The 18,985-nt window shown below is 68.8% G+C and carries 19 protein-coding genes; 11 read left to right on the top strand and 8 right to left on the bottom strand.

What is annotated here, in order from left to right; translation table 11 throughout:
* Nucleotides 1-166 precede the first annotated feature (166 nt).
* Nucleotides 167-805: a TetR/AcrR family transcriptional regulator gene (locus ACFTZB_RS02905; protein WP_378430015.1), complete on the bottom strand. Its 639-nt coding sequence runs from the start codon at nt 803-805 to the stop codon at nt 167-169.
* A 70-nt stretch (nt 806-875) separates the two neighbouring features.
* Here ACFTZB_RS02905 and ACFTZB_RS02900 point away from each other — a divergent pair, with 70 nt between their 5' ends.
* From ACFTZB_RS02900 to ACFTZB_RS02890, 3 genes are read left to right on the top strand one after another with little or no spacing between them, the layout of a single operon-like run.
* Nucleotides 876-2,477 (top strand): flavin-containing monooxygenase, encoded by a 1,602-nt coding sequence (locus ACFTZB_RS02900; RefSeq protein ID WP_378430014.1) that lies wholly within the window; start codon nt 876-878, stop codon nt 2,475-2,477.
* Nucleotides 2,474-3,304: an SDR family NAD(P)-dependent oxidoreductase gene (locus ACFTZB_RS02895; protein ID WP_378430013.1), complete on the top strand. Its 831-nt coding sequence runs from the start codon at nt 2,474-2,476 to the stop codon at nt 3,302-3,304. The genes ACFTZB_RS02900 and ACFTZB_RS02895 overlap by 4 nt, the downstream gene beginning before the upstream one ends.
* 7 nt (nt 3,305-3,311) lie before the next feature.
* The gene (locus tag ACFTZB_RS02890; RefSeq protein WP_378430012.1) at nt 3,312-4,232 is read left to right on the top strand and encodes an alpha/beta hydrolase; all 921 of its coding nucleotides are present in this window, start codon (nt 3,312-3,314) and stop codon (nt 4,230-4,232) included.
* On the opposite strand, the gene ACFTZB_RS02885 is transcribed toward ACFTZB_RS02890, so the two are convergent.
* A complete protein-coding gene (locus ACFTZB_RS02885; RefSeq protein ID WP_378430011.1) occupies nt 4,191-5,138 on the bottom strand; it encodes an ABC transporter substrate-binding protein in 948 nt (315 codons plus the stop codon). The genes ACFTZB_RS02890 and ACFTZB_RS02885 overlap by 42 nt on opposite strands.
* Nucleotides 5,139-5,282: 144 nt before the next feature.
* On the opposite strand from ACFTZB_RS02885, the gene ACFTZB_RS02880 reads away from it, so the two are divergent.
* Genes ACFTZB_RS02880 through ACFTZB_RS02865 form a run of 4 tightly spaced genes read left to right on the top strand, consistent with a single transcriptional unit; the run spans nt 5,283 to nt 8,829 of the window.
* The gene (locus ACFTZB_RS02880; RefSeq protein WP_378430010.1) at nt 5,283-6,257 is read left to right on the top strand and encodes an ABC transporter substrate-binding protein; all 975 of its coding nucleotides are present in this window, start codon (nt 5,283-5,285) and stop codon (nt 6,255-6,257) included.
* Between the two features lie 10 nt (nt 6,258-6,267).
* Nucleotides 6,268-7,425 carry an ABC transporter ATP-binding protein gene (locus tag ACFTZB_RS02875; protein WP_378430009.1) on the top strand — a complete coding sequence of 386 codons (1,158 nt, stop codon included), beginning with the start codon at nt 6,268-6,270 and terminating at the stop codon, nt 7,423-7,425.
* Nucleotides 7,426-7,429: 4 nt separating this feature from the next.
* A complete protein-coding gene (locus ACFTZB_RS02870) occupies nt 7,430-8,128 on the top strand; it encodes an ABC transporter permease (RefSeq protein ID WP_378430008.1) in 699 nt (232 codons plus the stop codon).
* Nucleotides 8,125-8,829 (top strand): ABC transporter permease, encoded by a 705-nt coding sequence (locus ACFTZB_RS02865; protein ID WP_378430007.1) that lies wholly within the window; start codon nt 8,125-8,127, stop codon nt 8,827-8,829. The genes ACFTZB_RS02870 and ACFTZB_RS02865 overlap by 4 nt, the downstream gene beginning before the upstream one ends.
* An 81-nt stretch (nt 8,830-8,910) precedes the next feature.
* On the opposite strand, the gene ACFTZB_RS02860 is transcribed toward ACFTZB_RS02865, so the two are convergent.
* From ACFTZB_RS02860 to ACFTZB_RS02850, 3 genes are all read right to left on the bottom strand, one after another.
* Complete coding sequence (locus tag ACFTZB_RS02860) at nt 8,911-10,104, bottom strand: NADP-dependent malic enzyme (protein WP_378430006.1); 1,194 nt, start codon at nt 10,102-10,104, stop codon at nt 8,911-8,913.
* Between the two features lie 378 nt (nt 10,105-10,482).
* Entirely contained in the window at nt 10,483-10,842 is a 360-nt protein-coding gene (locus tag ACFTZB_RS02855; protein ID WP_378430005.1) for a hypothetical protein, read from the bottom strand.
* Nucleotides 10,839-11,693 (bottom strand): PHP domain-containing protein, encoded by an 855-nt coding sequence (locus tag ACFTZB_RS02850; RefSeq protein WP_378430004.1) that lies wholly within the window; start codon nt 11,691-11,693, stop codon nt 10,839-10,841. Before ACFTZB_RS02850 ends, ACFTZB_RS02855 begins: the two co-directional genes overlap by 4 nt.
* Nucleotides 11,694-11,838: 145 nt before the next feature.
* On the opposite strand from ACFTZB_RS02850, the gene corA reads away from it, so the two are divergent.
* A complete protein-coding gene (gene corA / locus ACFTZB_RS02845) occupies nt 11,839-12,930 on the top strand; it encodes a magnesium/cobalt transporter CorA (RefSeq protein WP_378430003.1) in 1,092 nt (363 codons plus the stop codon).
* On the opposite strand, the gene ACFTZB_RS02840 is transcribed toward corA, so the two are convergent.
* Nucleotides 12,927-13,514 carry a suppressor of fused domain protein gene (locus ACFTZB_RS02840; RefSeq protein ID WP_378430002.1) on the bottom strand — a complete coding sequence of 196 codons (588 nt, stop codon included), beginning with the start codon at nt 13,512-13,514 and terminating at the stop codon, nt 12,927-12,929. The genes corA and ACFTZB_RS02840 overlap by 4 nt on opposite strands.
* 65 nt (nt 13,515-13,579) lie before the next feature.
* Here ACFTZB_RS02840 and ACFTZB_RS02835 point away from each other — a divergent pair, with 65 nt between their 5' ends.
* Nucleotides 13,580-14,275: a metallophosphoesterase gene (locus tag ACFTZB_RS02835; protein ID WP_015889788.1), complete on the top strand. Its 696-nt coding sequence runs from the start codon at nt 13,580-13,582 to the stop codon at nt 14,273-14,275.
* Nucleotides 14,265-15,131: a chromosome partitioning protein ParB gene (locus ACFTZB_RS02830; protein WP_378430001.1), complete on the top strand. Its 867-nt coding sequence runs from the start codon at nt 14,265-14,267 to the stop codon at nt 15,129-15,131. The genes ACFTZB_RS02835 and ACFTZB_RS02830 overlap by 11 nt, the downstream gene beginning before the upstream one ends.
* On the opposite strand, the gene ACFTZB_RS02825 is transcribed toward ACFTZB_RS02830, so the two are convergent.
* Nucleotides 15,121-16,227 carry a winged helix DNA-binding domain-containing protein gene (locus ACFTZB_RS02825; protein ID WP_378430000.1) on the bottom strand — a complete coding sequence of 369 codons (1,107 nt, stop codon included), beginning with the start codon at nt 16,225-16,227 and terminating at the stop codon, nt 15,121-15,123. The genes ACFTZB_RS02830 and ACFTZB_RS02825 overlap by 11 nt on opposite strands.
* Before the next feature lie 75 nt (nt 16,228-16,302).
* On the opposite strand from ACFTZB_RS02825, the gene ACFTZB_RS02820 reads away from it, so the two are divergent.
* Nucleotides 16,303-17,823 carry an MFS transporter gene (locus ACFTZB_RS02820; protein WP_378429999.1) on the top strand — a complete coding sequence of 507 codons (1,521 nt, stop codon included), beginning with the start codon at nt 16,303-16,305 and terminating at the stop codon, nt 17,821-17,823.
* On the opposite strand, the gene ACFTZB_RS02815 is transcribed toward ACFTZB_RS02820, so the two are convergent.
* Nucleotides 17,813-18,982 (bottom strand): ABC transporter ATP-binding protein, encoded by a 1,170-nt coding sequence (locus tag ACFTZB_RS02815; protein WP_378429998.1) that lies wholly within the window; start codon nt 18,980-18,982, stop codon nt 17,813-17,815. The genes ACFTZB_RS02820 and ACFTZB_RS02815 overlap by 11 nt on opposite strands.
* Between the last annotated feature and the right edge of the window lie 3 nt (nt 18,983-18,985).

Below are 18,985 nucleotides of genomic sequence, written 5' to 3'. Positions count from 1 at the left end.
GGTCGGGGTGCGTCCGATCTCGATGTCGATCATGCATCACTCGCTTCCCCGCGCCCCTGCCACGATGTGTCTCACGACCACCCTGGCAACAAACGTTTCGCGCCCGAGAACGGGTGCGGCTACCCGAAACGGGTGCGTCCGCTCCGGCCTCGGGGCACCGGGGGTGTCAGGTGGCGGTGGCCGACACGAGCGCGGCGGCGATTTCGGGCGCGGCGGCGATGGCGAGTGCGGGGAGTGCCTGAACGTTGAGTTCGATCAGTTCTTCGCGGGTCAGGTGCGGGTCGCGCAGCCAGGTGATCGTGACTTCCTCGACGTAGGCGATCCAGCCCCGGACGGCGAGTTCGACTGCCCGGGTGGGTTCGATGCCGATCGCGGGCAGTTGTTCGAGGGTGCGCTCGGACATCACCGCGCGGGTCTGCTCGAAGACGGCCCGCATGTCCGGGTCCCCACTCGCCGTTCCCCGCAGGAGCGAGACGTACGTGCCCCGGTTCTCGGTGACGTAGTCGACGTACGACGCGAGCACCGAGCGCAGGATCTGCATCGGGTCGCGCGCTTCCTCGACGTACGGGTCGGGTGCGGTGCGGGCGAGCATCTCGCTGCTGGTGTGCCGCACGATCTCGAGATGGAAGTCGTGTTTCGAGGCGAAGTAGTGGAACAGCAGGCCGCGGGAGACGCCGGCCTGATCTGCGATGTCCTCGACGGAGATCTGCTCGAGCGGGCGCTGCGCCAGCATCTTGGCGCCGAGGTCGATCAGTTGCGCGCGCCGTTGTTCGGGGCTGAGACGGGTCCGCTTCACAACGTCCATGAGACAAGACTACTGAATGGAGGTCAATAGGCTATTGACTGCCCCTCAATAGCGCCCTATGGTTGCTTACATGAGTCTTCCCGTCACAGATACTTCCGCCCCCACCGCAGGTGTCCGCCACGTCGACACACTGATCATCGGCAGCGGGTTCGCCGGCCTCGGCGCGGCGATCAAGCTGACCCAGGCAGGCAAGACCGACTTCCTCGTGCTCGAACGCGGCACCGAGGTCGGTGGTACCTGGCGGGACAACACGTATCCGGGTGCGGCGTGCGACGTTCCCTCGCATCTGTACTCCTACTCGTTCGCGCTCAACCCGGAGTGGACCCGGTCGTTCTCCACGCAGCCCGAGATCCAGAAGTACATCCAATCGGTGGCGGACAAATACCAGGTGCGCGACAAGCACCTCTTCGGCTGTGACGTGCAGTCCGCCCACTGGAACGAGGCGACCACTCGCTGGGAGGTCAGCACCACGAAGGGAAACTTCGTCGCGAAGGTGGTCGTCTCCGCGGTCGGCGCACTGTGCGAGCCGTCCCTCCCGGACATCAAGGGCATCGAAGGCTTCGAGGGCGAGATCTTCCACTCCGCCCGCTGGAACCACGACGCCGATCTGACGGGCAAGCGCGTCGCCGTCATCGGCACCGGCGCCTCGGCCATTCAGATCGTGCCCGCCATCGGCAAGAAGGTGTCGCACCTCGACGTGTACCAGCGCACGGCGCCGTGGATCCTCCCCCGGGCGGACCGCGAGTACACGACGCTCGAACACACCGCGTTCAAATACCTTCCCGGCTTCCAGAAGCTGTGCCGCACCGGCATCTACTGGATGCGCGAGAGCCAGGTCGTCGGACTTGCGAAGGCACCGGTCTTCATGAAGCCGCTGCAGCTCGCGGCCGAACGCCACCTGCGCCGCCAGATCAAGGACACGGTGCTGCGCAAGAAGGTGACGCCGAACTTCCAGATCGGCTGCAAGCGCATGCTGATCTCGAACAACTACTACCCCACCCTCGCGCAGGACAACGTCGACCTGGTGACCGACGGCATCGCCGAGGTCACGGCCAACGCGGTGGTCTCGAAGGACGGCACCGTCCGCGAAGTCGACGCCATCGTCGTCGCCACCGGCTTCCACGTCACCGACTCCCCCACGTTCGAGGGCATCTTCGGCAAGGACGGCCGCTCGCTCGCCGAGGTCTTCGACGAGGGCGGGCAGCAGGGTTACAAGGGCGCCGCGATCGCGAACTTCCCCAACATGTTCTTCCTGGTCGGCCCGAACACGGGTCTGGGCCACACCTCGATGGTCTTCATGATCGAGTCGCAGCTCAACTACCTCGTCGACGCCCTGCAGACGATCGACAAGTACGGTATCGGCAAGATCGAGGTCCGTCAGGACGCCCAGGACCGGTACAACGCCGACCTCCAGGAGAAGCTGTCGCACAGCGTCTGGAACAACGGCGGGTGCGCGAGCTGGTACCTCGACAAGCACGGCAACAACACCACCCTGTGGCCGGGCTTCACGTTCCAGTTCCGGAACGAGACCAGGCGCTTCGATCTCGCCGCGTACGACAGCGTGGCCACCGCCGACCTGCCCGAGCCCGTGCACGTGAACGGCAAGACCCCCGGATCCGCAGCCGTCCCGGCGCAGATCGACCTCGACGACGACAAGGTGACAGCACAGTGAGCGAGTTCGCAGGCAAGGTAGTCGTGATCACCGGAGCCGGCTCCGGCATCGGCAGGGCCCTCGCCCTCGACCTCGCCCGCCGGGGTGCCCGGCTGGCGATCTCGGACATGGACACGGTCGGACTCGCCGAGACCGCACGCCAGGCGGAGGCGCTGGGTGCCGAGGTCAAGTCCGATCACCTGGACGTCACCCAGCGTGAGGCGGTGCTCGCGTACGCCGACGAGGTGCGGGCTCACTTCGGCAAGATCAACCAGGTGTACAACAACGCCGGCATCGCCTACCACGGTGAGTTCGAGAAGTCCGAGTTCAAGGACATCGAGAAGATCATGGACGTGGACTTCTGGGGAGTCGTCAACGGCACCAAGGCGTTCCTGCCGCATCTCATCGCGTCGGGCGACGGCCACGTCGTGAACGTCTCCAGCCTGTTCGGACTGCTGTCCATGCCCGGCCAGAGCGCCTACAACTCGGCGAAGTTCGCGGTGCGCGGGTTCACCGAGTCGCTGCGCCAGGAGATGCTGATCGCCAAGCATCCCGTGAAGGTGACGTGTGTGCATCCCGGCGGCATCAAGACGGCCATCGCCCGCAACGCCACCGCGGGACCGGGCGAGGACCTCGACACGTTCGCGGAGTTCTTCGACCAGAAGCTGGCACGCACCACGCCGGAGGCCGCGGCCGAGACCATCGTGACCGGTGTCCGCAAGGGCAAGGCGCGGGTGCTGATCGGCGCGGACGCCAAGTTCCTCGACGCCTGGGTGCGGCTCGTCGGACCGAGCTACCAGCGAGTGGTCGCCCTCGTCGCCGGACGCGTCCTCCCCAAGTCGAACTGAGGTCCCGATGAGCTTCCACCTGCCGCTGCCGGTCGTCGCGGCGGCGCTCCGGCCGTTCTACCGCCTCAGCCTGAATGCCCGGCTTCCGTACTCGGTGCAGCGGACCCTTCTCGACGTGGGTGCTCCACTGCAGCAGATGCCCGCCGGTGCCGTCGTGCGCCCGACAGTCCTGGCCGGGCGACCCGCGGAGCGGATCACGGTGGGAGCCACCGAACGCCGGACCGCCGTCCTCTACCTGCACGGCGGTGCCTACACGATCGGTTCGCTCGCCACCCACCGATCGCTGGCCGCCCACATCGCCCGGGAATCGGGCAGCCTCGTCTACACCCTCGACTACCGGCTGGCCCCGGAACATCCGTTCCCGGCCGGGCTCGAGGACGCCGTCGCCGCGTACATGGAACTGAACACCGAACACGGTTACGAGACAGAACAACTCGCCATCGCGGGCGATTCGGCGGGCGGTGGCCTGACCGTCGCCACCGCACGACGCCTGATCGACCGGCACGGCGTGACCCCGGCCGCGTTGGGACTGATCTCCCCGTGGGTCGATCCCGGTAGGCGCGACACGTCCCGGGACCGGGATCTCGTCGTCAACACCGCGTGGTCGTTCGACGCCGCCGAGAAGTACCTGGGCAACGGGGACGCGCGGGATCCGGGTTACGCTCCGTTGCAGGGAAATCTGGCGGGACTGCCGCCGACGTTGATCCACGTCGGGGTGGACGAGGTGCTCTACCCGCAGATCATGGAGTTCGTCGACAAGCTGAACGAGTCGAACGTCGACGTCACCCTCACCGAGTACGCCCGGCTGTGGCACGTCGCCCATCTGCAGGCGTCTCTCGTCCGCGAGGCCGCGGACGCGGTCGCGGAACTCGGAGGGTTCCTGGGTTCACAGATGAGCGTCCAGCCACACCCGCGCCACGTCGGCTGAATCGGCACCACCGCGGACTTGGCCGATCATGTCGGCCAGGTCCGCGGTCGTCAGTTCACCCGCCACCACGTTCAGCGCCTTCAGCTGGGCTTCGCTCAGGGTCCCGATCCGGAACAGCGGCACCACGTTCTGCGCGGTGAACACGTGTTCGTCGTCCGACAGCAGCACCAGATCCGCGTCCGCGACGTCGGGTGACGCCGTGGTCACCCCGGCAACCACCGCACCGTCCGCCGGCGCAGGGACGGCGAGTTCACCGACCGCCGCGGCGTCGTCGGCCACCCTCCGCGTCTGCGCGAACGTGCACCCCGTGAGGCCCGCGAGAGCGTCGGCCTCGAAGGCCGGGGCGAGGACGGCGGCGCTCCTTCCGCACGCGGGAACGAGGTCGTCCAGCGTGGTGAGACCGAGCCGTTCGGATGTCGGCGGAGTCACCGCCAGCGCCGACCTGTCCTCGGCCGCGGCGAAGTCGGAGATCGAAAGCCCCTGCGGCAGTGCCCTGCTCAACGCCTCGAACACGTCGTCCGGCTCGGTTTCCGTCGACCCGGGGTCGTAGTAGCGCAGCAGCCGGCCCGTGAACTCCGGTACCAGCGTGACGCTCCCGGCATCGAGTTGCCCGAGATAGGCGGTCCGATCCCCGAGACCACCGTCGGTGGTGACCGGCGCGCCCGTCGAACGCAGGGCACCCGCGTAGATCTCGGCGAGGACGCGGCTCTCCGCGCCGTCACCCGCACCCACCACGATCTCACCCTGCCCCTGCCCCGCGGAACCGTCGAGCGTCGTGTCGCCACCAGCGCATCCCGACGCCACCCCAGCGGCCACAAGCACCGCGGACGCGGCGGTCAGTGCGCGGGACCACGCCGCCGGGCGAGGCCTGCGGCGGGCCGATCGGTCTGTGCGTGTGTGTGCCACGTCGCGCCTTTCGTCTACCTCGAGCCGGCCGAAAACCGTGCTCTGTCCGCCCCTATCGTTACACTGGCCAACCGATGGCGCGGACACGCGTCCACCGGCTTTCGGTCGGCAGGTCCGGCGCCGGTGACAACGGGAAGGACGCTCATGCGCACCTCACGAATTCTGTCGGGCTTCACTCGCCGCTCCGTGGGCAGTATCGCTCTCGCGACGGTCGCCGTCGTGTCGCTCGCCGCGTGCGGTGGCGGCGGATCCGACCCCCTGTCCGGCGGCGGCGAAGGCTCCGGTGACGACCCGAACGCCATCATCGTGGGATCGGCGAACTTCCCCGAATCGGAGACGGTGGCGAACATCTACACCGAGGTGCTCCGCGCCAACGGGTTCGACGTGACGACGAAGTTCAACATCGGCTCCCGCGAGGCCTACATTCCCGCGCTGAAGGACGGGTCGATCGACGTCATCCCCGATTACACAGGCAACCTCCTGCAGTATCTCGACCCGGATGCCACCGCCACGAGCGCCGCCGACGTGGACGCGGCGCTGCCCGCCGCGCTGGGCCCGGAACTGACGATCACCACCCCGGCCCCCGCGGAGGACAAGGACGCCGTCGTCGTCACGAAGGAGACGGCGCAGCGGTGGAACCTCACCTCCATCGCGGATCTGGCGGTGCACTCGAACGAGGTGAAGTTCGGCGCACCGGCCGAATTCCAGGAACGTCCCGGTGGCCTGCCCGGACTGAAGGCCAAGTACGGCCTCGACATCACCCCCGGCAACTTCGTCCCGATCGCCGACGGCGGCGGTCCGGCCACCGTGGACGCTCTCGCGTCGGGACAGATCACGGCCGCCGACATCTTCACCACGTCTCCGGCGATCGCCGAGAACGGTTTCGTCGTGCTCGCGGACCCGCTGAACAACTTCGCGGCGCAGAACGTCGTCCCGGTGTTGCGCACCACCAAGTCCTCCGACAAACTGACGCGCGCCCTCGACGCACTGTCGGCGAAGCTGACCACCGAAGAGCTTGTCGCACTCAACAATTCCGTCTCGGGTGACGCGAAGACCGAGCCGGCGGCGGCCGCCAAGCAGTGGGTGACGGACCAGGGGCTCGACAAGCCGGTCTCGTGAGGAATCTGCCGTGATCACATTCTCGGGAGTCACCAAGCGGTACCCGGACGGCACGACCGCGGTGGACGACCTCGACCTGCGGATCGAGGCCCAATCGTTCACGGTCTTCGTCGGGCCGTCCGGCTGCGGCAAGACCACGTCGATGCGGATGATCAACCGGATGATCACCCCGACCGCCGGGACCATCACGGTCGACGGCCGCGACATAGCCCGGACCGACGCGGTGAAGCTGCGCCTCGGCATCGGCTACGTCATCCAGAGCGCGGGACTGTTGCCGCACCGCACGGTGGTCGACAACGTCGCGACCGTGCCGGTGCTGCGCGGCGACTCGAGGCGCAACGCCCGCAAGGCCGCGTTGGCGGTGCTCGAACGTGTCGGACTCGACCCGGCACTGGCCTCCCGCTATCCCGGTCAGCTCTCCGGCGGACAGCAACAGCGCGTCGGGGTCGCCCGGGCGCTGGCCGCCGATCCGCCGATTCTGCTGATGGACGAACCGTTCAGCGCCGTCGATCCCGTTGTCCGCGAAGATCTGCAGGCCGAGATGCAGCGGCTGCAGGCCGAGATGCGCAAGACGATCGTGTTCGTCACCCACGACATCGACGAAGCCGTCAAACTCGGTGACCGGGTGGCGGTGTTCGGGCCGGGCGGCCGGTTGCAGCAGTACGACGCACCGGACACGGTGCTGTCGGCGCCGGCCACCGATTTCGTGGCGTCGTTCGTGGGTCGTGACCGCGGGTACCGGGGGCTGTCGTTCCGGACGGCAGAGGAGGTTCCGCTGCACACCCTCCGGACGGCGACCGAGAACGAATTGCCCGGGCTGCGCCTCGAACAGGGTGAATGGGTCCTCGTCGTCACCGACGCGGGCGTGCCGCGAGGGTGGATCGACGTCACCGGCGTCGAGGGGGCGCGGGCCGGTCGGCCCGTCTCCGAATGCACTGCGGCGGGCGGATCACTCTTCACCCCCGGCGCCGACCTGCGGCAGGCGCTGGACGCGGCGATCTCCTCGCCGTCGGGCATCGGGGTGGCCGTCGATTCGGACGGTGCGGTCTCGGGCGGCATCCTCGGCTCCGAAGTGATCGCGAAGCTGGCCGAGCAGCGGGCGGCGGAGGATCGCGCAAGGGGTGAGCACTACTTCACTGCCCAGCCGGCGACCCCGGACGGACCGTGATCGCGTGCGCTGGCTCATCGACAACTTCTCGGTGGTCGTCGACCTGACGAAGACCCACCTCTACCTTGCGCTGGGTCCGCTGCTGATCGGTTTGCTCATCGCCATTCCGGTGGGGACGGCGATCCGGGGTGCTTCGTGGTTGCGGAAGATCACGCTGATCGTGGCGGGCATCGCGTTCACGATCCCCTCGCTGGCACTGTTCGTGACGATCCCCTCCGTCTTCGGACTGCAGATCCTGGACCCGCTCAATGTTGTGATCGCGCTGACGATCTACTCCACCGCCCTGCTCATCCGCGCCGTTCCCGAGGCTCTCGACTCCGTTCCCGGCGACGTCGTCGACTCCGCGACCGCGATGGGTTTTACGCGCCTCCGCCGGGCCCTGACCGTCGAATTGCCCCTCGCACTACCCGTTCTCGTGGCGAACGTCCGCGTGGTGGCGGTGACCAACATCTCGCTCGTGTCGGTGGGTTCGCTGATCGGGATCGGCGGCCTCGGCACCCTGTTCACGCAGGGCTATCAGCGGGACTACCCCGACCAGATCCTGGCGGGGATCATCTCGATCGTCGTGCTGGCCCTCGCATTCGACCTGCTGCTGTTCCTCGTCGGCCGGGCACTGACACCGTGGACCCGGCAGCAGAAGGTCCGGCACGCACCGCTGGTCGCGGGACAGTCGACGGCCCCGGCGCCGGAGGAGGCTTCGTGAACATCTTCGGCGGCGCGTGGGAGTACATCGTCGACGCGGGTAACTGGTCGGGCAGCACCGGAATCGGCGCCCGCATCCTCGAGCACCTCTGGTACAGCTTGCTGGCGGTCGCACTGTCCGCGCTGGTGGCGGTGCCGATCGGCCTGATCATCGGACATCTGCGCAAGGGTGAGGTGGTCGTGGTCGGTCTCGTCAACGCGCTGCGGTCGCTGCCGACGCTGGGCCTGCTGACATTCCTGGTGCTCCTGCTCGGGCTGGGCCTGATCCCGCCGATCCTGGCCCTGGTGATCCTCGGGATCCCGCCGGTCCTCGCCGGCACGTACGCGGGCGTCGCGAACGTCGACCGGACGGTCGTGGATGCCGCCCGCGCGATGGGAATGACCGAATGGCAGGTCCTCACGCGGGTCGAGGCCCCGAATGCGCTGCCACTCATGCTCGGCGGGCTGCGCAACGCCACCCTGCAGATCATCGCGACCGCAACGGTCGCCGCGTACGTCAACCTCGGCGGCCTGGGCCGCTACATCTTCGACGGACTGGCCCTGCGCCAATACGACCGGGTGCTCGTCGGAGCGCTGCTGGTGACGATTCTCGCTCTCGTCGTGGACGGGTTGCTGGCGCTCGCGGTGTGGGCGTCCGTTCCGGGAACCGGCCGCCTGCGGCGGAATCCGACTGCCGGACAGATCGCCGAGCGCGCGTCGTAACGAGTTCTCCCGCAACGGCAAACACCCCGACACCGGAACCGTGGGTGCGGGTTCCGGATCGGGGTGCTCGACGGATTCTCGCTAGTCGGTGACGCCTTCTGCGCGAGCAGCGGCGGCGACTGCCTCCGCGACAGCGGGGGCGACGCGAGGATCGAGCGGGCTGGGAACGATCTTGTCTACAGCCAGCTCGTCACCGACGACCGAGAGGATTGCCTCGGCGGCGGCGAGCTTCATGCCTTCGGTGATGCGGCGGGCGCCGGCGTCGAGCGCGCCCTTGAACACACCGGGGAAGGCGAGCACATTGTTGATCTGGTTCGGGAAATCCGACCGTCCGGTGGCGACGATCGCCGCGTGCTTGCGGGCGACGTCGGGGTGGATCTCCGGGTCCGGGTTCGACAGCGCGAACACGATGGAGTTCTCCGCCATCGTCGCGATGAGCTCCTCCGGGACGGTGCCCGCGGAGACGCCGAGGAACACGTCCGCCCCGTCGAGGGCTTCGACGATGCCGCCGCGGCGGGCGGCCGGGTTGGTGCGCGCGGCCAGATCCGTCTTGACCTCGTTGAGATCGGTGCGGTCGGCGGAGACGATGCCCTTCGAGTCGAGCACCGTCACGTCCGCGATGCCGGCGGCGAGCAGGATGTTCGCGCAGGCGACGCCGGCGGCGCCGGCACCGGAGATGACGACCCGCAGGTCGTGGAGGTCGCGGTCCTGGACCTTGACCGCTCCCTTGAGGGCGGCGAGGACGACGATGGCGGTGCCGTGCTGGTCGTCGTGCATGACCGGGCAGTCCAGGGCCTCGATGACGCGCTGTTCGATTTCGAAGCAGCGGGGTGCGGAGATGTCCTCGAGGTTGACGGCGCCGAAGCTGGGGCGCAGCCGGATCAGGGTCTCGACGATCTCGTCGGGGTCCTTGGTGTCCAGGACCAGCGGGATCGAGTTCAGCCCGGCGAAGTTCTTGAACAGGGCGGACTTGCCCTCCATCACCGGGAGGGAGGCACGGGGCCCGATATCGCCGAGGCCGAGGACCGCGGAGCCGTCGGAGACGACGACCACGAGCCGGTTGGTCCAGGTGTAGCGGTCGGCGAGGGTCTCGTCGGCGTGGATGGCGCGGGAGACCTGCGCGACGCCGGGCGTGTAAGCGATGGACAGGGCGCGCTGCGAATCGAGGGCGGCCGTGGTCTCGACCGAGAGCTTCCCCCCGATGTGGCCGGCGAAGATTTCCTCGTCGGTCAGTTCGACCTTCTGCGGTGTGGTGGGTTCGGACACGATGGACACGATGACACTCCTGATAAGTCCAGGCTCACTCGGGGCCGGGTTACTGAGAAGTAACCGTGGGGATCGGCGCTGATCCTCACAGTTGCTCCACGAACGACAACTGGGGTGAAGCTTCCGGGGTGCGCGATCACGATGGCCGCAGAACGTCCGAAGCGTCATGGCACTGGGCGGGTGAGCCCCTGGCAACGCTGCCATAAAACCCCCGCCGAAGGGCGGTGGCGCCGACGTCGGAGTGGTGCTAAGTCTGGCACGAATATCGATGCACAATCAAATTGCCACGACAGTCAGATGTCTCACGTTTTCGGGCCTCTACCTGTGAGAACAAGTTACCCGCGGGTCACTGTGAGAGCCGGTTTCAGGTATCGGGCCGAGCGTCGCTCATCCCCACCACTGGGTGGCAAGCAGAAGCGCCGCCGCGGCGAGGACGGCCACGGACGCGACCACGGCGGCGAACCCGTCGCGGCGGTCCGCGATCCGCTGCGCCACGATCACGAACACGGACGCCACCACATGCGCGGTGATCGAGATCGCCCCGGGGCCCGGGAAGCCCCGGCCCCCGCCGACATAGGCGGAGCCGATCACGACGAGGCAGAGGATCACCACGCCGGCGGCGACGGCCCCGCTGAGGGCGCGTAGCGCACGGACCGGAAGGGGGCTGCGTGGCGGTTCGACGGCCACCACTGTCCTCGGGCCGGCGGGGGCGTACGGTTCGTATCGCTCGGACTCGTGCGTGTTCATGCCGAAACCACCTGGACCCCCGATGCTTTCGATACGAGGGTGTCGAACTCGTCGGCGTCCGTCGTGAACTCGCCGAGCCGGATGGCCTTGTTCGTCCCGTGGTAGTCGGAGGAGCCGGTGACGACCAGACCGAGCTCGTCGGCCAGGCCCTGCAGCGCCCGCGCGTCTTCCGGCGAATGGTCGGGGTGATGCACCTCGACCCCGTGCAGACCGGCTCCCGCCAGGTCACGGACGTGATCGAGCGACAGCAGCCGTCCCCTCGTGCGGGCCCGGCCGTGAGCGAGGACGCTCACGCCCCCGGCCTCCGCCACCAGCTGCACGGCCTCGTCGAGCGGGGTGTCCGATTTGTCGACGAAGTACCGGCCGCGCGGGGCCAGCAGGTCCACGAACGCTTCACCGATGCTGCCGACCACTCCTGCGCGCACGAGGGCCTGCGCCAGGTGCGGGCGCCCCGCCGCCGGTCCCGCTTCCGCGAGCACCTCGTCGGCGTCGATGGGGAGGCCGTCCTCCATCATCAGCTCCGCCATGGCGCGGATCCGGACGATCCGCTCGTTCCGCAGGCGTTCCCGTTCCCGTGCGAACGCCGCGTGCGCGGGGTCGAACAGGTAGGCGAGGAGGTGCACGGCGACGGGCCGCCCGTCCTCACCCCGCCCCTCGCAGGACATCTCCATGCCCCGCACCAGTGCGAGCCCCGCGGGCAGCGCCGCGACCGCTTCGGCCCACCCCACGGTCGTGTCGTGATCGGTGATCGCCACGATGTCGAGTCCCGCCGCCCCTGCGGCGCGCACCAGGTCGGCCGGGCTGTCGGTTCCGTCGGAGGCCGTCGAATGGGTGTGGAGATCGATGAGCACCAGACCAGTCTGTCAGGTGTCGCCGCACGGGGTCCGAGCGTGCGGCCCGGAAGCCTGGCGTGTCGTGCGACGCCGCCGGGCGGGACCCGGCGCTGACGTACGATTCACCGGCAGCGTTTCCGACTCGACGGTGAAGGAGGGCCCCGTGCCGTCTGTGCCCTCGCTCCCCCGGCGCGGCAGCGACAAGGAACAGCGCGACGGCGACAAGGACCCGGGTTCCAGGATCCGCATCCCGACCGCGCGGGCCATCGTGGACTGCGGGGTGTACGTCGACGGCACGAGGCTTCCCGGCAAGTACACGCACCAGGCGGCGATGGCCGAGGTCCGGAAGCGGGGTCAGGGATTCGTGTGGGTCGGGCTGCTCGCGCCCGACGAGGGTCAGATGGAGAGCGTGTCCGAGACGTTCGGGCTGCACGAGCTGATGGTCGAGGACGCCGTCCACGCCCACCAGCGGCCGAAGCTCGAGCGGTACGACGACGTGCTGTTCCTGGTGCTGCGAACGGTCAACTACGTGCCGCACGAGTCGGTGGCCACTGCCAGCGAGATCGTCGAGACCGGCGAGATCATGGTGTTCGTGGGAGCCGACTTCGTCATCACGGTGCGGCACGGTGACCATTCCCCGCTGTCGACCGTCCGCCACGCGCTGGAGGCGAACCGGGAGCGGCTCGCTCTCGGCCCGTATGCGGTGCTGCACGCGGTCGCGGACCACGTGGTGGACACGTACCTCGAGGTCACTCAGGCCATCGAGGAAGACGTCGACAGCATGGAGGAGGCGGTGTTCAGTCCGCGCAGCAGTGTCGCGGTCGAACACATCTACCTGCTCAAGCGTGAGATCGTCGAACTCCGCAAGTCGGTGAACCCGCTGTCCAATCCGTTGCTCCGGCTGACGCGGTCGCCGGGCAATCCGGTGCCGAAGGAGATCCGCCGCTACTTCCGCGACGTCCTCGACCACCACACCACCGTCGCCGAGCGGATCGCCGAATACGACGAGGTGCTCAGCTCACTCGTCGATGCCGCCCTCGCGAAGGTCGCCGTGCAGCAGAACACGGACATGCGCAAGATCTCGGCGTGGGTGGCGATCGCGGCCGTGCCGACGATGATCGCGGGCATCTACGGCATGAACTTCGACAACATGCCCGAACTCCACTGGCAGTACGGCTATCACGGCGTGGTGTTCGTGATCGCGTCGGTGGCGGTGGGCCTGTTCGTGACGTTCCGCCGGAACAACTGGCTCTAGAGCGACGCGGCGCCGCGGTGCGGATCGCGCACGTCGATGCCCGCCTCCGCCCACGCCTCGCGCAGGGCGCCTGCGCCGCGCAACCGGACCCACGCCGCCTCGGTGCCGGTGAGCGGAACGACCGCGAGGAATCGCACGGCCTCCGCGGGTTCGGGCAACGGGAGGTCGGGGATCGTCGACGCACCGAGCAGCACGGCGGTGAACGGTGCGTCCTTCCACAGCGGCTCCCCCAGGTCGAGCAGCGCGTCCTCGACGAGAACGACACCCTCCACCGACGGCGCCGCCGCCAGCACCGCCAGGGTGCGTGCGACTCCCGACGCCACCCCCGCGCCGCCGCGCAGGGTGAGGATCAGTTCGGCGCGGGGGCCGCGGAGGGGGTCGGCCACCAGTTCGCCGGGGTCGCCCATCGGGTGCCGGGAGCACCCCAGGGTCACGTAGCGGACCAGATCCTCGTCGTCGGGTGCGAACCGCAGCACGTCCAGCGGTTCGACGCCCAGGAACGTCACCGACGCCGCCGTCGGCTCCGGTCCCCCGATCTGCCCCAGCAGGTGCGCGCGAACGGAGGCCACAACGCTGTCAGTCACCTCGCCATCAAACCATCGAACCCGCTCACCCGTCCTTCGGCCTCTCGAGCCGGTAGCGTCGGAGCATGGTCTCGGTACTCGCAGTGTCCGACGAGACGATCGAGTCGCTGTGGAGTTCGCAGGTGCGCGCCATGGACGTCGACCTGATCCTCGGTGCGGGCGACCTCCCGTTCGACTATCTGGAATATCTGATCGACGCCCTCGACGCGCCGTGCGTCTTCGTGCCGGGCAACCACGACGCCGACCTGTCGGGCTACTCCGCGGGACGGGTCGGGTGGATGCGGGCCGGACTGCCCTCGGCGTGGCCGGGACCGTGCGGTGCGGTCAACGCGGACGGCCGGATCGTGCGGATCGCGGGCCTGCGCATCGCCGGCCTCGGCGGATCCATCCGCTACAACGACGGGCCCAATCAGTGGACCGAGCGGCAGCAGCGGCGGCGGGCCCGCAACCTGGCGCTGACCAGCGCGTGGCACGCGCGCCGCTCCGGGGTGTCCGGCGTCGACGTGCTGCTCACGCACAGCCCGCCGCGGGGAGTCGGCGATCAGGAGGATCCGCCGCACCGGGGTTTCGAATGCTTCGAGAACCTTGCGGGCAGGCTGCAGGCCCGCGTCATGATCCACGGGCACGTGCACCCGTACGGCCGTGCGGCCGAGGACCGCACGCTCGGCGCGACGACGGTCATCAACACGGTGGGATTCACCCTGATGGAGTTGTCGCCGGGCGCCGAACCGAGCATCGTCAGGCGCCGGCATGGCACGTGACACCGGTTTCCCCGCCGCCGACGCGGAGAACGACTTCACCCGCCAGCGTCGTCGCGCCGAGTTGTCGCGCCTGGTCAGCTGGCTGCGGCGCGAACCGGACGACGTCAACGAGATCCTGCCGTTCGACGAGGTGGTCGCGGCCGTGGGCCGGGTCGGGGAACGGCCGCTCGGGCTGCAGGTGATCCCCGTCAATTCCATCGTCGGCAGCGTCGACCGGACGCGCGACTTCGACCGGTTCTTCCGGCCCACGTCCACCCGGGTGCGCGAGCGTTGGCAGCGACTGGCGGCCGCGCAGCGCCGGGGCGAGTCGGTGCCTCCGATCCAGGTGTACCGGATCGGGTCGATGCACTTCGTCAGCGACGGCCACCACCGCGTCTCCATCGCGTACGCGATGCACTGGAGCACGATCGACGCCTATGTCACCGAGATCCAGACGAAGATCTCCCCGGACGGGATCGCGCAGCGCGGCGACCTGGTCATCAAGGACCACCGCCGCCTGTTCCTCACGCGGGTGCCGTTGAGCGGGCCGCAGCGGGCGGCCGTGGTCGTCACCGATCCGTGGGAGTACGCCGAGATCAGCCAGAGCGTCGAGGCCTGGGGGTTCCGGCTCATGCAGGAGGTGGGCGAATTCCTCAGCCGTGAAACCGTGGCCCGGCGCTGGTTCGGTGAGGAGTTCCTGCCGGTGGTCCGGATGCTGCGGGCGGCCGGGATGCTGCCCGACCACACCGACGCCGAGGCCTACCTGTGGGTGGCACGCGAGCGGTACCGCCTTGTGCGCCAGCACGTCTGGAACGACGAGATCATCGCCGAGCTCAGCCACCTCGCACCGCGGAGGCACAAACCCGCTAGCTCATGAACCGCACGGCGCGGTCGGTCGCCTCGGGGTGCGCGAACTTCAGTAGTCGCCTGCCCTCCGCCTCGATCGCGGCGCGGTGCGTCTTCGCGATGGGCGCCAGTGGCTCCACGTCGAGTATCGCACGGGACTTCTCGACCACCGTCGTGGTGAACGCCGCGACCCTGCCGTTCACGAGGACGGCCGGTTTGACGATGCCGTTCTGCGTGAAGATCTTCTTCCGCACGTCGTCGTCGACGAGGCGCCCCCGGTCCGCATGCGAGAGCAGCACGTTGTCGAACGGTGCGAGGATGCGGACAGGGGCCGGAGTGCTCGGATCCGGCCGGGGCGCGTCGGGTAGGTCGAACAGTTCCGGCCCCGACTCCCCCGCGAACACCCGGAGCCCGGGCCGCAGCCGGTCCAGGACCTCACCGAGCCGGGTCAGCCCCGACCAGGCCTGGGCGTCGCGCGCACTTGCGGGGCCGAACGCGGCGAGGTAGCGGAGCAGCATCGCGTCGAGGGACGGCGCCTCGGACAGCGGACGGCCCACCCACGACTCCAGGGTCGCGAGCGCCGGTTGCCCCGACCTGCCCCACAGCCCGCGCGGCGGCACCTGGACCATCGGGACCAGTCCCCGCACCCCGTGGGCGAGCGCGGCACCGTCGCGCCCGGGGAACCGCTGTTCGAGCAGCGGCCGCATCTGCGACTGGGTGCGGGGTTCGTCGCGCACCAGTTCGCGTCCCGCGGCCGCGAGCGCGTCCAGGTCGATGCCGTCGAGACTCGACCGGTACTGCGTGTTGGTGTGGAGGTCCCGGTCGAGCAACGGTTGCGCCAGCGGACGGAACGAGAGGGCGTCCGGCGCGGACAACGCGAAGACCGTCCCGCGCATCGCGACGATCCGCACCACCGCGCGGTTCTCGACGAGGTCCGACAGCGTTTCGGCGCGGAACCTCCTGAGCCGCGCCCACAGCGCGAAGTACGGCGGGGCCGGCGCCTGCGCCTGCAGTCCGCAGAGGTGCTCGATCATGTCGAGCGGGGACAGTTCCGAACGGCTCAGCAGCGATTGCCTGGCCAGCGTCGCCCGGCCCAGCGCTCGATTCGACATGCGTTCAGACCCCACCGTGCACCCCTTCGTTAGTTAGCCCCAGTACCGTGTTGGTTCACGCCCGTTCACCGACCCCGCAGGAGGACCCCCATGGCCGCCGGATCGACCACCGCCGCCAGGGCTCTCTTGCCCGTCATGTGCTTCGTCGTGATGATTGTCGCCGTTCTGCAGACGCTGGTGGTACCGATCGTCGGGACCATCGGTACGCAACTCGACGTCGGCCCCACCGCCGTCGGCTGGCTTCTCACGGCGAACCTCCTCGCGGCGGCGACCGCGACACCCGTCCTCGGCCGCCTCGCCGACCTCCGCGGCAAACGGCCGGTTCTGCTCGGGGTGCTCGCGGTGGTGCTGGCGGGGTCCCTGATCGGTGCGGTGTCGACGTCCGTGGGGGTGCTGATCTTCGCCCGGGTGCTCCAGGGTGTGTCGTTCGCGCTGTTCCCCATCGGCATCGCGGTGCTGCGCGACGAACTTCCGGCCGAGAAGCTGACCGGGGCGATGGGGATCTTCTCCGGCACTCTCGGTTTCGGCGGATGTTTCGGAATCGTCCTCACCGGTGTGCTGGTCTCCGACGGCGCCGACTTCCATCGCGTCTTCTGGCTGTCCTCGGCCATCACCGCGGCAGGACTCGTCCTCGCCTGGATCGCCATCCCCCGCCGCCCGCGCGCAGGCACGGGTTCCATCGACTGGATCGGCGCGGTCGGTCTCGCCGCCGGACTGGTGCTCGTCCTGCTCCCGCTCGCCGAGGGCGGCACCTGGGGCTGGACGTCTCCCGTCACGATCGCCAGCGCAGTCGCCGGAATCCTGGTTCTGGCCGGCTGGTTCCTCTACGAACGCCGGATCACCGATCCACTCGTCGCACCCCGGCTGCTGACCAACCCACCCGTCCTGGTGACCCACCTGTCCGCCCTGGTGGTGGGCATGTCGATGTTCGTGATGTTCCTGGGCAGCTCGTACTTCGTCCAAACGCCACACGCCGTCGCCGGGTACGGCTTCGGGGCCACCGTCCTCGAGGCCAGCACCGTGTATCTGCTGCCGGGCGCGATCAGCGGCGTCCTCGCGTCGATCGCGAGCGGAAAACTGATCCACCGCTTCGGTTCCCGCGCCGTCCTGATCGCCGCGAGCGTCGCCGGGGTCGGCGGTTTCGTCGTGTTCGTCTTCGCCCACGACCGCACGTGGGAAGTCATCGCGGCGATCGTGCTGATCAACACGTACATCAGCCTCGCCTACGCGTCGCTGCCGTCGCTGCTCGTGGCCGAGGTACGGCAGAACGAGACCGGCGTCGCGAACAGCATCAACTCGATCGCCCGATCCGTGGGCAGCTCGGTCGCCAGCGCACTGCTCGCGACCCTGCTCGCCGGGATCACCCTGCCCGGGACCGATGTCCCGACCGAATCGGCGTACGTCATCGCGTTCGTCGTCGGCGCGACCGCCGCCGCGCTCGCCGGACTGCTGCCGTTCTTCGGGATCACCCGCACCACCCGCACGCCGTCCGACGAGGAGGAGGACGAGGTCCACGCGACCGCCCTCGCCGCCGAGTGGGGCACGGTCGGCGGTCTCGGCGGAGCGAACACCAGCCGTCCGGGTGAGCGCACCACCCCGGTCAGCGGGTGAGGTTCGCCCCCGAGTTCTGATCGAACAGGGCGATCTTCGCCCGGTCGAACCACAGTTCCACCGGCCTGCCGTGCACCGCGGACGACTCGGCCGACAACCTGGCAACCAGCTGACCACCCCCTGCGACGGCGGTACCCGAGTCGGCGGCCAGTTCCTCGAGTTCCCGGGAGTTCACCTGCGGCCCCTCGGCCGTGAAATAGGCATACTTGTCCGAGCCCATCGACTCGAGCACCTCGACGTTGGCCGTGAACGTGGCACCGGACTCCCGCTGCCCCGCATCGACGAGCGCCACGTCCTCGAAGTGCTCGGGACGGATCCCCACCACCACGTCCTTCGCCGAATTCGACGACGCGACCTTGTCGCGGGTCTCCGGCGGAAGCGTGAACTCTCCGATCGGCGTCGACACCCCGTCGGCGGTGAGCTGTCCCGGGAAGAAGTTCATCGACGGCGAGCCGATGAATCCCGCGACGAACAGGTTGTTCGGGTGGTCGTACAACTCCTGCGGCGCCCCGATCTGCTGGACCACCCCGCCGCGCAGCACCACCACCCGGTCGCCGAGCGTCATCGCCTCGGTCTGATCGTGCGTGACGTAGACCGTGGTGGTGCCGAGTCGCTGTTGCAGCCGGGCGATCTCGGTGCGCATCTGCACGCGGAGCTTGGCGTCGAGATTCGACAGCGGCTCGTCCATGAGGAACGCCTTGGGGCTGCGGACGATCGCCCGGCCCATCGCGACCCGCTGCCGCTGACCGCCCGACAGATTGGCGGGTTTGCGGTCGAGGTGCTGGGTGAGGTCGAGGATCTTGGCGGCGTCGTCCACCTTCGCCGCGATGTCCGACTTCGACATCTTCGCCAGGGTGAGCGGGAACGCGATGTTCTGCCGCACCGTCATGTGCGGGTACAGCGCGTACGACTGGAACACCATGGCGATGTCGCGGTCCTTCGGCGCTTTCTCGTTGACCCGCTCCCCCGCGATCCGCAGTTCACCGGACGAGATGTCCTCCAGCCCGGCGATCATGTTGAGAGTGGTCGACTTTCCGCAACCGGACGGCCCGACCAGGATGATGAATTCGCCGTCGGCGATCGTGATATCGACGTCGCTCACCGCCTTGGCGCCGTCCGGGTACAACTTCGTCACCTTGTCGAGCACGATTTCGGCCACAGC

It is taken from the genome of Rhodococcus sp. NPDC057014 (assembly GCF_042673295.1).
Taxonomy (GTDB): domain Bacteria; phylum Actinomycetota; class Actinomycetes; order Mycobacteriales; family Mycobacteriaceae; genus Rhodococcus_F.
The sequence above is the reverse complement of the archived record's forward strand: the minus strand, read 5'-3'. Positions and strand labels throughout refer to the sequence as shown.

What these genes read in the sequence shown, in the direction of transcription:
- ACFTZB_RS02890 (WP_378430012.1), top strand. Translation starts at nt 3,312, where the DNA reads ATGAGCTTCCACCTGCCGCTGCCGGTCGTCGCGGCGGCGCTCCGGCCG.
- ACFTZB_RS02880 (WP_378430010.1), top strand. Translation starts at nt 5,283, where the DNA reads ATGCGCACCTCACGAATTCTGTCGGGCTTCACTCGCCGCTCCGTGGGC.
- ACFTZB_RS02820 (WP_378429999.1), top strand. Translation starts at nt 16,303, where the DNA reads ATGGCCGCCGGATCGACCACCGCCGCCAGGGCTCTCTTGCCCGTCATG.
- ACFTZB_RS02830 (WP_378430001.1), top strand. Translation starts at nt 14,265, where the DNA reads ATGGCACGTGACACCGGTTTCCCCGCCGCCGACGCGGAGAACGACTTC.
- ACFTZB_RS02900 (WP_378430014.1), top strand. Translation starts at nt 876, where the DNA reads ATGAGTCTTCCCGTCACAGATACTTCCGCCCCCACCGCAGGTGTCCGC.
- ACFTZB_RS02905 (WP_378430015.1), bottom strand. Translation starts at nt 805, where the DNA reads ATGGACGTTGTGAAGCGGACCCGTCTCAGCCCCGAACAACGGCGCGCG.
- ACFTZB_RS02855 (WP_378430005.1), bottom strand. Translation starts at nt 10,842, where the DNA reads ATGAACACGCACGAGTCCGAGCGATACGAACCGTACGCCCCCGCCGGC.
- ACFTZB_RS02835 (WP_015889788.1), top strand. Translation starts at nt 13,580, where the DNA reads ATGGTCTCGGTACTCGCAGTGTCCGACGAGACGATCGAGTCGCTGTGG.